The sequence below is a fragment of the uncultured Thiothrix sp. genome, from assembly GCF_937876535.1.
In the GTDB taxonomy this organism is placed as follows: Bacteria; Pseudomonadota; Gammaproteobacteria; order Thiotrichales; family Thiotrichaceae; genus Thiolinea.
In genome coordinates, this window is record NZ_CALFHZ010000019.1 from 203,645 (window position 1) to 216,289 (window position 12,645).

At 42.9% G+C, this 12,645-nt stretch carries 15 protein-coding genes; 7 read left to right on the forward strand and 8 right to left on the reverse strand.

The features are described from left to right. Nucleotides 1-79 precede the first annotated feature (79 nt). Nucleotides 80-886 carry an AraC family transcriptional regulator gene (locus Q0230_RS11515; protein ID WP_298610192.1) on the forward strand — a complete coding sequence of 269 codons (807 nt, stop codon included), beginning with the start codon at nt 80-82 and terminating at the stop codon, nt 884-886. Further along, nucleotides 883-1,335, forward strand: coding sequence for a DUF3291 domain-containing protein (locus Q0230_RS11520; protein WP_298610193.1), 453 nt, complete (start codon nt 883-885; stop codon nt 1,333-1,335). Before Q0230_RS11515 ends, Q0230_RS11520 begins: the two co-directional genes overlap by 4 nt. A gap of 116 nt (nt 1,336-1,451) precedes the next feature. On the opposite strand, the gene Q0230_RS11525 is transcribed toward Q0230_RS11520, so the two are convergent. From Q0230_RS11525 to Q0230_RS11545, 5 genes are all read right to left on the reverse strand, one after another. Continuing rightward, nucleotides 1,452-2,168, reverse strand: a complete 717-nt coding sequence (locus Q0230_RS11525) for a hypothetical protein (protein WP_298610194.1) — start codon at nt 2,166-2,168, stop codon at nt 1,452-1,454. Between the two features lie 273 nt (nt 2,169-2,441). Next, a complete protein-coding gene (locus Q0230_RS11530; protein ID WP_298610195.1) occupies nt 2,442-4,217 on the reverse strand; it encodes an N-acetylglutaminylglutamine amidotransferase in 1,776 nt (591 codons plus the stop codon). Between the two features lie 165 nt (nt 4,218-4,382). Then, the gene (locus Q0230_RS11535) at nt 4,383-4,742 is read right to left on the reverse strand and encodes a lysozyme inhibitor LprI family protein (RefSeq protein ID WP_298610196.1); all 360 of its coding nucleotides are present in this window, start codon (nt 4,740-4,742) and stop codon (nt 4,383-4,385) included. A 218-nt stretch (nt 4,743-4,960) separates the two neighbouring features. Then, nucleotides 4,961-6,097, reverse strand: a complete 1,137-nt coding sequence (locus Q0230_RS11540) for a PHB depolymerase family esterase (RefSeq protein ID WP_298610197.1) — start codon at nt 6,095-6,097, stop codon at nt 4,961-4,963. 29 nt (nt 6,098-6,126) lie between these two features. Further along, nucleotides 6,127-6,546 carry a hypothetical protein gene (locus Q0230_RS11545; protein ID WP_298610199.1) on the reverse strand — a complete coding sequence of 140 codons (420 nt, stop codon included), beginning with the start codon at nt 6,544-6,546 and terminating at the stop codon, nt 6,127-6,129. Between the two features lie 182 nt (nt 6,547-6,728). Between Q0230_RS11545 and Q0230_RS11550 the strand changes: the two genes are divergently transcribed. Continuing rightward, nucleotides 6,729-7,403 (forward strand): M50 family metallopeptidase, encoded by a 675-nt coding sequence (locus Q0230_RS11550; RefSeq protein WP_298610201.1) that lies wholly within the window; start codon nt 6,729-6,731, stop codon nt 7,401-7,403. A 1-nt stretch (nt 7,404) separates the two neighbouring features. Here Q0230_RS11550 and Q0230_RS11555 read toward each other — a convergent pair whose 3' ends face one another. Then, entirely contained in the window at nt 7,405-7,803 is a 399-nt protein-coding gene (locus Q0230_RS11555; protein WP_298610203.1) for a hypothetical protein, read from the reverse strand. A gap of 198 nt (nt 7,804-8,001) precedes the next feature. Between Q0230_RS11555 and Q0230_RS11560 the strand changes: the two genes are divergently transcribed. From Q0230_RS11560 to Q0230_RS11575, 4 genes are all read left to right on the forward strand, one after another. Then, nucleotides 8,002-8,565 (forward strand): hypothetical protein, encoded by a 564-nt coding sequence (locus Q0230_RS11560; RefSeq protein WP_298610205.1) that lies wholly within the window; start codon nt 8,002-8,004, stop codon nt 8,563-8,565. 29 nt (nt 8,566-8,594) lie between these two features. After that, a complete protein-coding gene (locus tag Q0230_RS11565) occupies nt 8,595-9,275 on the forward strand; it encodes a methyltransferase domain-containing protein (protein ID WP_298610206.1) in 681 nt (226 codons plus the stop codon). A 53-nt stretch (nt 9,276-9,328) separates the two neighbouring features. Then, nucleotides 9,329-10,117, forward strand: a complete 789-nt coding sequence (locus Q0230_RS11570) for an autoinducer binding domain-containing protein (RefSeq protein WP_298610208.1) — start codon at nt 9,329-9,331, stop codon at nt 10,115-10,117. 117 nt (nt 10,118-10,234) lie between these two features. Further along, on the forward strand, nt 10,235-10,498 hold the full coding sequence (locus Q0230_RS11575; RefSeq protein ID WP_298610210.1) for a helix-turn-helix transcriptional regulator: 264 nt from the start codon (nt 10,235-10,237) through the stop codon (nt 10,496-10,498). Between the two features lie 5 nt (nt 10,499-10,503). Here Q0230_RS11575 and Q0230_RS11580 read toward each other — a convergent pair whose 3' ends face one another. Both Q0230_RS11580 and Q0230_RS11585 read right to left on the reverse strand, forming a co-directional pair. Next, a complete protein-coding gene (locus Q0230_RS11580; RefSeq protein ID WP_298610212.1) occupies nt 10,504-11,820 on the reverse strand; it encodes an ATP-binding protein in 1,317 nt (438 codons plus the stop codon). A gap of 64 nt (nt 11,821-11,884) precedes the next feature. Further along, a complete protein-coding gene (locus Q0230_RS11585; RefSeq protein WP_298610214.1) occupies nt 11,885-12,568 on the reverse strand; it encodes a winged helix-turn-helix domain-containing protein in 684 nt (227 codons plus the stop codon). Nucleotides 12,569-12,645: the final 77 nt, after the last annotated feature.

Genomic DNA, 12,645 nt, shown 5'->3' on the forward strand with positions numbered 1-12,645 from the left:
TTTGCCAAATTTGCTCAGTAAACTAGTCAGCACTTACCTTACACCTCAAAGCTTAGGCAAAACTGTTTTTGGAGTTTACATGCAGCAGCCTTCTGTATGGTTGAAGCGCTCAGTCTCAATTCCGCAGATTGAGCTAAGGCGCAATGGGCGCACTTCGACTTGTTATGATTTGCACACTCACACGGAATACTCATTGGGGCTAATTGACGAAGGTCAAGCCATTTATCAGTCAGGGCAAGTATCACATGTGATTCAAGTTGGCGATCTAGTAGCAATCAATGCAGACGAAGTACATGCTTGTAATCCCAGTTCTATGCACTGGTCGTATCGGATGCTATTTATTGAAGCCGCTTATTTAAACGAGCTATGCGCAGAAACCACCCAGTCCTTACGTTTTGCTCAAGCCTATTGGCGAGAACCTGAACTAACACTTGCCTTTAATGCATTATTCAATGGCCTAGTTGACGATGAACCTACGTTAGTCATTGAGTCGCAATTAATAACTTACTGTGCCGCTTTATGGAAACAGCCGACACAAACTGCTCAAGTCATTGAATTAGCTGGCTTGCGACGGGTCAAAGACTTGTTACAGGAACAAGCCCAAGCAGCATTCAGGTTGCAAGAATTAAGCGAACTAGCGGGTTTGACGGCTTATCAATTAGTCCGTCATTTTAAGAAAGCCTATGGCCTCCCCCCGCATGCGTTTCAATTGGATCGGCGCATCCAACAAGCCAAATCCTTACTACGTCAAGGTGCAAGCTTAAGTGAAATCGCACTAGAGCTAGGTTTTGCTGACCAAGCTCATTTCCAACGCCATTTCAAACGACGCTTAGCACTCACCCCTAAAGCTTATCAACAACATTTTCTCAAGGCTGAAAACCTATGAACTATCAATTAGCACAACTCAATATTGCTCAACTCTTAACCCCTTTGGAGTCACCACAGCTAAAAGATTTTGTGGATAATTTGGATCGTATTAATGCTTTAGCTGAACAATCAAGCGGCTTTGTGTGGCGGTTACAAACTCCAGCAGGTGATGCCACCGCGTTGCGTCCCTTTGGTGAGGATGTGATCGTTAATTTATCGGTCTGGCAGAATGTAGAGGCACTCCATCAATTTGTGTATCGAAGCGCACATGCACCTATTATGAGTCGTCGCCGTGAATGGTTTGCACGTATGACAGAAGCCTATATGGTGTTGTGGTGGATTCCAGAAGGGCATCAACCGAGTGTTGATGAGGCGAAACAGCGTTTAGAACTACTACATAAACACGGGGCAACTGTGGAAGCATTTACTTTTAAAACCCTATTTTCCGCTGACGGTCTACCCGTATAAAAACCTGCCTGTAAGTTAATTACAGGCAAGTTTTTATTTAAACTTCTAAACCCTTGATATAAATAATTAGACTGGATAAATATTTTAAATAAAGCACTTAAAAATACGCATGATTTTTAATTTTTTAAATGTTCTACATTATTTTTTCGATGTCTGAACTCTTCATAAAGAATAGTACCTACCGTTGCGCAAATGACCACACCAAACTTCAGCAAGTCCGGTACATGAATTTCAAAGCCTAGTTTGAATAGAGCAGGAAACTCCTCAAGAAGAATAACTCCACCGACAAAAGCTACAATCGCATAGGCACATGACTCAAGTAAATGATAGCGTTTAAGTAAAACCAAAACTAACTCGGTGGTAAAAATCATGGCAATACCGCCAACTATGGTACCAATTAACACCACCATCAGTTTGGGTGACATGGCAACGGTTGCAACCACATTGTCAACACTAAACGCCATATCGGCAAGCGTAATGGCAATGATGGCAGAGATCAAAGACTCTTTGGCGTGATGGATAGTTTCGTCACTGTCCACAAAAAAATGCTTGTAAGCAATGTAAACCAGATATACACCGCCAATCACTTTCACAATCGGGTATTTAACAATAAAGCCGACTACAAATAAGGCTAGTAATCGAAATACAATCCCTGCTGACAAACCAAAAATAATTGCCTTATTTTCTTGATGTTCAGGTAGTTTATTTGCAATCGCAGCGACAACTAAACTATTATCTAGTGACAGCAGGGATGATAAGATAATTACTGATAGGATAGTGGGTAAATCGGACATATTCACATGCCCTAGGTAATTCATTATATTTTCAAACATATTTAATCCTTACAGCACCTAAATTTGCTTTTTAAAAATTAAAACTAAGATAGTGCTATTCAAAAAAGTGGTAAAAGAGACCTGACCCGATATTGTGAATTAAGCATATAGACGCAACGCCCTGATCTATCTTACTAATCCATAACAATAATCTACCATTTAACTTGCTGTCTAAGACAGTGAAAAATGCTCAAGCCCTAATGCTTTTGTAAAAGCACTAGTCAGTGCGGGTATTATCCCAAGCCAACATCTTAACTGACTAAATCCTGTAACTTATAAACCTTGCAAGCCCAACCACATCTCCAACAACGCCATATGCCACAACTTGCTCCCCTGAATCCGTGTCAAATGCTCTTCCGGTTTGCTCAATACCTTTTCTATATAAGCGGGGTTGTATAAGCCACGTTCTTTGGCTTTTTGTGAGTGCAAGATGTCACGCATCATGTCGAGAAACTCACCACGCACGAACTTCAAAGCTGGCACAGGGAAATAACCTTTAGGGCGGTCAATCACGCTATCGGGTACCCGTCCGCGTGCAATTTTCTTTAACACATATTTGCCGCCATCGCGTAGTTTTAATTCGGGAGGCATTTGTGCTGCCAGTTCGACCAGCTCTTGGTCTAAAAATGGCACGCGCGCTTCCAAGCCCCAGGCCATCGTCATATTGTCCACGCGTTTGACCGGATCATCAACGATGAAAGTGGTTACATCAGCACGTAATACTGCGTCTAAATGTTCGTCGGCATAGGGTGTTTCTAAGAGTTCGCGCACTAATTCGCCGGTATAGTCGGGTGTGTGGAGTGTCGGCTGCAGCATTTGCGCCATTTCAGCGTGATCACGGTCGAAATAGTATGGGGAGAAGCGTGCTAAACGGTCAGGATTTTGGTCAGCGTGGGTTTGCGGATACCAGAAATAACCACCAAACACCTCATCCGCACCTTGCCCTGATTGCACCACTTTGACATGTTGGGAAACTTGTTCGGAGAGCAAATAAAAGCCAATTGCATCTTGCCCAAACATGGGTTCGGCCATATTCGCTACCGCTTCAGGCAAGCGTTTTAAAGTTTGCTCATTCGGAATATGGAATTTGTGGTGATTGGGTTTAAAGCGCTCCACCACCGCATCGGAATATTCATATTCGCTGCCTTTTTCCTCAGGCTGGTCGTCAAAACCAATCGTAAAGGTGCGAATGTCTTTGATGCCGATTTCATCCAATAGCGCGACCAATAAACTGGAGTCCAAACCACCCGACAGCAACACGCCAACGGGCACATCAGCAATATTATTCCGCCGCCGCACGGCCACGCGTAAGGCTTCGTGAATTGCCTCAATCCATTCTTGCTCAGTGCGCGGCTCAGCCGGACGTTTAGCTACTAAATTCCAATAGCGTTTTAAGGTTTGGCGACCATCGGCGTGAATAGTGAGCGAATGCGCAGGCGGCATTTTGCGGATGCCATTTAACACAGTACGCGGCGCAGGCACAACGGCGTGCAACGTAAACAAATTATGGAGCGCCAGTGGGTCAAGGCTAGTATCAATATGCGGGGTGGCGAGCAGCGCTTGAGTATTAGAGGCAAAGCGGAAAGATTTCGCGTCCTGTGTGTAGTACAAAGGCTTAATCCCCATGCGGTCGCGCGCCAGAAACAGGGTCTTTTGCTTCATGTCCCAAATGGCGAAGGCAAACATACCGTTTAAATGCTTAGGCGCATCCTCGCCCCATTCAGCATAGGCTTTGAGGATGGTTTCGGTATCACCGTCCGAATAAAAATGATAACCCTTGGCTTTGAGTTCCGCGCGTAATTCGGGGTAGTTATAAATCGTGCCATTAAACACCAGCGCAAGACCTAGCTCAGCATCGACCATCGGCTGGCTAGATTTATAGGACAAATCAATAATTGCCAAACGCCGATGTCCAAATGCCAAGGGACCATCCGAATAGCTGCCGCCGTGATCGGGGCCACGCTTTTCGAGCTTCGCCATCATGGCATTAATATTGCGCAGGTCAGGAATGTGACCATCCAACCGTAATTCGCCGCTGATTCCGCACATGGAGTTTCCTTATTGATTTTTACTGGAAATAGTCTGCCATATTCTAGGCGCGAAGGCGAAAACACTAAGGTTTAGGAGGATAGGCAACGGTAAGAGCTAGTTAGACTCAGGAGTCTTACCACTGCACATAACCTATGTAGAGTGAGTCATTATAAGTCTAGGATTTTAGAAGTCTTTGAACTGACTCAAACGCTCTAGATTAGTCATGGTAAAACAAGTATTTAAGGTATTATCTGCTTGATTAGTGGCTGGTTTTAAGTTGAAAACAAAATTGCAATACGAGCTTCGAAAAACCAACCAGTCTTTTTGTGACTTTTTAAAATCCTCGGAAATATCTGGGGTTACTCCTTTAAAACGCTTGAATAACTGTTCATACAAGGCATTCATTTCTGCATAGGTCTTTTTCGAGCAAGCAATTGCTTCAGCAGAATTTAAAACTTTAATCTGACTGCAATCAACATCCTTGGCCACTGTAGAATAACTAATGCTAAGTAATAGTACGGTTATTGCTAAAGATACTCTCATGTTGTCCCAACTCCTAAGTATGGATAGAGCAGGAAGCTGCTGAGAATTTTGCCTCCATGCTTGGGCATTATGAGAAATTCATGATTTTCGGGCAATTGACACTCAGTTATAGTAAGACAACTAAAGTTACAGGCTGAGAATCTACTTGAGCTTAGTAATTGTGACATTGCTAGCCCTAATAAAATGGAATGGGGCTAGCTAAGTGAATTGATAAAATCTTAACTGATTTGGCTATGTTTTAAGAAAAAGCCTAAAATTTCCTCAGAAGCTTTCGGCCCCGTAGGATCAACATAGCTACCACGTACTTCACCGCCAGACCATGCGTGCCCTGCGCCATGTACTAGCCAGTAGTCAATTTGTGTTTGACCGTTTTCATCCTTCATTTGGGTGCGCGTATAGGCACGGCTACCTGCAGGATTCACTGTCACTTGTTCAGTATTGAAGTAAGTATCATTACTGGCTTCTAAGCGTTGTTTAGCTTGGGCAAATACTTGTTCGGCATTCTTCAGATTGACGATAGGATCTTGGTCACCATGAAAGACAATTGTGGGCACAAAAGATGGGTATTGCCCAGTGGCTTGGATGCTCCGACTACCTTGACGCATCGCAGCCAGCGCTGCAATCACATTAGTCGCACTGCCTGCTGCCAAGCCCGAATGTACACCCACCGCAGCATATAAGTCAGGATAAGTCGCGCCCATAATTACCGCCATCGCACCACCAGCGGATAAACCAGCCACATAAACTCGCTTAGAGTCCACATGGTGATTTTGCATAATGGCGCGCGTCAAACCCGCAATCAAGGCTGGTTCGCCCCGATCAGCTTGCTGATTCTTCACTTTGTACCAATTCCAGCAGCCTTTTGAATTGGCTGATTTGGCTTGAGTGGGATAAGCCACCAACACACCATACTGCTCGGCAAACTGATTCATCGCTGTACCTAAAGCAAAATCTTCCGCATTTTGTGTACAGCCATGCAGCATCACTACCAAGGGCAAAGGCTGATCAGTATAGCTACTTGGAATATAAAGCTTATAATCGCGTGAACCGTGTTCATTGCTAAAGTTGCGCGTTAAAAACTGCGCTTCTTGCCCAAAACTGGGCTTAGCTACTTGTTCAAAGGACTCCGCAATCTGAGCTGTTTCAGCCGGTTTTAATGGCTCACTGGCTGGCTGATTAGATTTACGGACGAATTGAGCTTCAATAACATTATCATTCGTTTCATTCGCTGCACGACCTCCTTGGCGTAAATCACGCCGTAATGATTGGTGAATTAATTGGGTAGCTTGCTGTAATTGACCTGAGCGTACTAGCCCTAATGCTTCTTGCATAGAATTCAAAAAACGAGCTTTCATGACGAATCTCCTGAATAATCTTAAACGCCTTAGTGAATACGTCCAGCTAATGCGGCTTTTACCTCTGAGCTGGCTTGCAAAGCACCAAGTACGGTAATGGCTTCTATCGTCTCTAGCGCGAGTTCAGGTGTCACATCGCTAGCAATCGTGGCTAGTCCGACTACCTGAATATTTAATTTTTCTCCGGCGGCTTTAACCGCTTCTAAATCTTGCTTGCTGTAATGCCGCAAACCTAGTTCTAAGGTCTTACGCACCACGGTTTGTTGCACCACTTGGGCATGGTTAGTGAGTTGGTTACGAATGGCAGTCCGTATGAAATCGCTGCGATTCGAGTAAAAACCTTCCTGCACCAACAAATCAATCTGCCCAAGATCGACATATCCCAAATTAATGGTAATTTTTTCCGTATCGCTGCCAGTTTTAGGGCGTAGTGGTGTGACATTACTCATTTGTTATCTCTATTAAAATTTACCATCCCAATGGAATCCAATTACCATCCATATGGATGTTTATAGTAAGTTTAGAATAATTTGTCAAGCTTTCAATGAGCATTCTAAGCAGTGGAATTTGGGAAATTCCCTTGACTAAGCCATACTAAAGAGATGTTAATCAGGCAAATAATTCAATAAAAATGAAAATAGATCAGCGTCACTATGATAAGAAACCGAGTACTTTAGGTGAAAACCTATTCATTTACGGCCTGACAGCCGTGTTCTTAGGCTTGATGCTGCTAGAAATTTTCACTAACTACGAGCCACGTAAGCTTGCAGCCTTATTCTTCATTTTGTGGTGGCTACCTTTAGTCCTAGTCCATGAATTCGGACATGCTGTAGTAGCGAATGCTTTAGGATGGCAGATACAACGCACGGTGATTGGTTTTGGGCGGGTGATTTATCAAGGGCAACTCTTTGGTGCTCCCTTAGAATTACGCTTGATTCCAATTGAAGGCTTTGTGCAGTTTAATCCAGTCTATAGTCGTGGGATGCGTTACAAACATGCACTCACCTACTTTGCTGGCCCCGGTATTGAGCTGCTATTGGCGTTTAGCATTATTCTGCTGATGGGCTGGGATAATTTCTTTGTGATTGAAGATAATTATAAAAAATTACTCTGCCAAGCACTGGCTTACGCGGCTTTAACAGGTGCGATTATCAACTTAATCCCGATGGGAGTCGTCACAAGGGATGGTGAAACACCCAATGATGGTTTAGGCATTGTAGTGAGTTTATTTAGTAGCCAAAAAACCTACAAAAAAACGATAGCGACTGAGCGCGATTCAGATGATCCTAACTCGCGCCCGTTTTAGATTACTTTACTTTGGTATTCACTGGAAAACCAACAGATACATCATCAGAAGGACAATTAGCCAGTTTTGATAGATTCAAATACGAACCTTCTGCATTACGCACAAAGGTATAGGCTAAATCCAACTCCTTACCATTGACTTTCACTGACCAGTCAGCATCCTGTTGGCTGGCTTGTATATCCGTAATGGTTTGCTCGGGCTTTGAGTAAAAGTCTTTATCACCACAAGGTTCGCAAAACTCAACAATGGTACCCGTTGGTTTTAAAAAATCTAAAGCTTTACCTGCTTGCTCCGCTGAAATCAAGGCGCATTGATCTGCCCAAGCTGCACTCGTCAAGCTACCACTGAATAAGGCAACTAAGATTAATTTTTTAGATTGAATTGCTTTAATTTTCATCATTTTCTCTCGCAAATTAATTATTATTTAGAGTACTAGAAATGCGAAGAGTTTAACTGAAGGCTACAAAAAAGCGCATTTAATTCTTGACCGTTTATCGTATAGTTTTTAAAAATTTGCTTAAAATTTAGCATAATTATCAGGCATGCAATTGCTTTACCAAGCGCTTGGATCCCGACAGGCTTGAGAGATCCAACCATAATGAAAACAAAGAATTATAACTATAAAAGTATCTACAAACCTTTAAAAGTGGTCGATGAGAGTACCGATATAAAAAAAATCTGGCAGCTAAGACAAAGCGAATATGGAAAATATTATCCCGCGATGAATGATGCAGCAAATGATGCTTATGATGATTATTCCTGCATTTTATATACTGAAGATGAGACGGGCGGTATTACCAGTACCGGACGTTTAGTTATAGATGGTGTATTAGGCTTGCCAGCTGATGAAATTGTAAAGCACGAAATTAATCTATTACGAAAAAAACGTGGAACCGTAGCTGAACCCAGTCGTTTCGCTATTTCTGATGCAGCACGAGGGATTTTACCTACCTATTTACGTACTTACTATCAGCTAGCGCGTGAGAATGCCATTAATTCGCTGATATTCATCACTCGCGATAAAAACATTGGTTTTTATCGACGTGCTTTAGGGGCAAATTTAATTTGTAAAGATGTCGGTTACAACTATGGCACTGATTACAAATTCTCACTTTTAGAGTGGGAAATTAAAGCAAACGATCCAATCTATTCCCAAGACTAATAGGCATAACTAAATAATAAGGGCTGTTAATGAAAGCATTAGATATTAATGAGAAACAAAAATACCGCTATCCAGAGTCTGATTGGAATAGCTATGCACGTTTGTTTGCTGCTGTCACCACCTCGGTACAACTAGCAGTCTATCGTGAAGCCTGTTTGCATTTACATGGTAAAGTAGTAGACTGCGGTTGTGGTAGTGCAAAAATAGCTCCATTTTTGGCGGATAATGAACAAGTTAGCAACTACACTGGAATTGATTATTCAGCAGAGATGGTCACTGCTGCCGAGTGGGTTGTTAGTACTTTAGAAAGGGAAAGCTTCAGCATTCAGCATAGTAAGATTGAAGATGCGGTGGGTTGTTATGATTCAGCGGTTTCAATCCAAAGCTATTATGCTTGGCCAGAACCCTTGGTAACGTTGCGACATATCGCTGACCTTCTGGTCGAAGGTGGACAGTTTGTGTTGGCGACGCCGAATCCTAGTTTAAGTTTAACCAAATTGGCAAAAGATGCACGCAAGGAATTAGTCGCTCATCCTGATTTCCAAGCTTTTCAGGACTATAACTTGCAATTAGCCGCCAACCCACAAGCTAATTTTGTCAGCATGGATGCTTTAATCAAACAAGTTCAGCTAGTGGGCTTTGAAGTGCTGGAATGTCATCAAAAACACTTCCAAGGCGGCTTAAATTTTTTAGTACTAAGAAAAAGATAAAGTTAAATCCTCACAAGATAAGATAACTTGTGATATGTAGAGGTGTAACGCTCATGCCGTTGAAGCATGTTTTGATTAGTCATTTTATCGATGACTTGTATCAGGTTACAACAGTACCTGAGCGTTTTCACGTCTATGAAAACTATATCAATGGTTTAGGTTTTGATGGGGCGACTTACACCTTCTTTCCCAATGTTCTCTGGGAGTTCAATAACTCTTTCTCACCTATTTTTCTACATACTCAAGAATATCCCATCGCCTTTTTAAAACATTACGCAGAGGCTAGTTTTCATGAGTGTGACTTTACGATTCGGGTAGGTAACACTTTACGTTTAGATAAAGTGAGTCCTCTGCCTAAGGCACTCGATTGGCGCGAACATGAAAAAGCAGGGTTGGTCAGTAAAGACGAAAATCGTGTAATTCTTGTAGCGCGCGAGCAATATGGCATCCGTAATGCATTGACTATACCTACGCAGCGTCCTGAAGCAGGTATTGGGGGTATGAGTGTTATTAGCAGTGAAAAAGATACTTACTTTCAACATCTTAAACAAGAAAACATAGACACACTGCTTCGTTGCACCCAAGTGTTTCATGATATTAGTTTTAGTAGCTCACGCAGCTTTTCTATTTTTGCCCAGCCCTTTTTACAAACCCTAAAACCTAAAGAAATCCAAATTCTACGACACCTAGCATTAGGCTACCCTCTCAAACAAATTGGCCAAGGCATCTCTTATCGCTACGCAGCGAATATGTTAGATGAGTTACGTGCACGCATGGGCGGTATTACCAAAGACAAACTCATGTATCTAATCGGCCAGCTACATTTGCTCGACCTTATTTGACCGCTTAGCAGGCTACTTGAATGCTGGCTTAAAATGTGGAAATTTCCATATTGAACCAATTCTTACAAACGGTAACACTCTGAACTGTCGGGAGATGTGTTGAATGAGGGGTACGTTATGTCGGGAATCGACTTAGCTGGATATATACAAGAGCGCATGGATGCCCTAGGCTTGTCAGTTACAGCAGCAGCAGAACGCTCAGGTGTTTCACGCCAAACCTGGCACAAACTCATGCGTGCAGATATTCAGGAAGCCAAGTTATCTACATTAATGAGGGTTGCTCGCACTTTAGAGACACCTGCGCCTGATTTGTTAAGTATTTATTTTTACTCAGGCCGCAAAAGAGCAAATCAAGGCTATGCCATTAGCCAGTTTATGTGAAGCACTCAAATGGTAAAGCGTAAAATCACCTTCAAACCCGGTTGATTATCCGCAAGTTCCACTTGAGCACCATGTAAGTCCGCAACGGCCTTGACTAAACTCAAGCCAAGGCCATTGCCGGGTGTGCTACGGGCATTATCTAAACGCACAAAACGTTTAAACACTCGATCACGTTCTTCAGCAGGAATCCCCGGGCCAGTATCACTGACAGTAATGACTATCTGGTCAGCTTGTTGCTCAGCGTTCAGTTGAATCGCCCCCTCTTTCGGCGTGTATTTCACTGCATTATCTAAAAGGTTAGTAATGACTTGAGCAATCAAGTGTTTATTAGCCTGTAATACTAAACCAGGCTGTGCCTTGTAACTAAACTTAATACCTTCCTCTTCAGCCACAGCTTCATACAACTCACCTAAATCGCTAATCAACTGATCTAATTGAATTGCTGTCCAATCATCTCGATGCACACCTGACTCTGCTTGAGCAATACTCAATAAAGCATTAAAGGTTTTGATCAAGTCGTCGACATCCTGCAAAGCATCTTGTCTAAGCTGCTGAAAATGCTCAGTATCCAATTGCTGAAAACGACTGGTATCCAAACGATTTCGTAAGCGATTGAGTGGATTACGCAAATCATGCGCTAGATTATCAGTGACCTCACGGGTCGCTTTCATCAAGTTTTCAATGCGTTGCAACATGCTATTGAGGACTAGGCTGAGGCGATCAAATTCATCATTTCGGCGAGTCACTACCATGCGTTGACTAAGATCACCGTTAATAATTTCCCCGGCTGTTTGCCGAATACTATCAATCCGCCGTAATACACCGTAGCCCATCAACCAGCCACCTAAAACGGCCAGTAAGAACATTAAAGCGACGGCCAGCCACATACTATTGTAGAGCTTAAGCAATAGGTTGTTTTGCTCGCTCATATCCGCAGCAACGAGTAGCTGTGCACCACCCTGTAAGCGAGTAATAATGACGCGTGCATACGCATCACGCTTCACGACGATGTCTGCATCAATGATGTCTAATACATCGCTAAACATTACAGTACCAAAAATACGCCGAGCATCTGCACTCATATATTCTGCTTCCAATTTTTTAGTGAAAGGCAGTTTGGTATTCGTTGTTAATGCATACACATAAAAATGAGGTTCTGCACGCTCATCGTGCTCTTCATTCCGAGTCTGAATAGCATTACGCAAAGCTTGCAAAGAACCACTGGTTTTAGCGATATTGATTAATAGATCACTTTGGAGTTCTAAGCGTACATCCGTCTGTTCGCGAATTTGACCGGCAGCGACCCAATAAATTGAGGCCATTGCTGCTCCAGCTACTAAGCTAAACAGCAAGGCATAAACTAACGAAAGGCGAAAAACAGTGGTATTAAGCAGCCGTCGGATCATAGAGCATATAACCTGCTCCACGAATGGTGTGCAGTAAAGGTGGGTCGAAGTCGCGATCAATCTTGCCACGTAAGCGGCTAATATGTACGTCAATTACATTGGTTTGTGGATCAAAATGATAATCCCAAACCTTTTCTAACAGCATAGTACGTGTGACTACTTGCCCGGTATGGCGCATTAAATACTCTAACAGCGTAAACTCACGCGGCTGCAGATTAATAACAGTGCCCGCCCGCTTAACTTGTCGCTTCATCAGATCCATTTCTAAATCAAGTAAGCGTAGCGTAGTTTGCTCTTGTAAAGGTTGAGTACGTCGACCTAAAGCTTGCAAGCGTGCAAGTAGCTCACTGAAGGCATAAGGCTTTACTAAATAATCGTCACCACCAGCCCGCAAGCCCTCTACTCGATTATCTACTTCGCCTAAAGCACTTAAAATCAGAGCCGGTGTAGTAATACCACGTGTGCGTAGCGCTTGAATCACTGACAAGCCATCACGCTTAGGTAGCATACGATCGACAATTAACACATCATATTGACCCGTTGTGGCAAGATGCAGTCCATCTTCACCATCTGCAGCATGGTCAACAATATAACCGCTTTCAGCCAAGCCTTTCTGGATAAAGCTGGCCGTATGGATATCATCTTCAATGAGTAATATGTTCATAATGAGAAAGCATAACGAGCTGCAAACAGGCTTGCCATGAACATTTGTTAATGTGCTAGTTCACAGCTATAACTTTG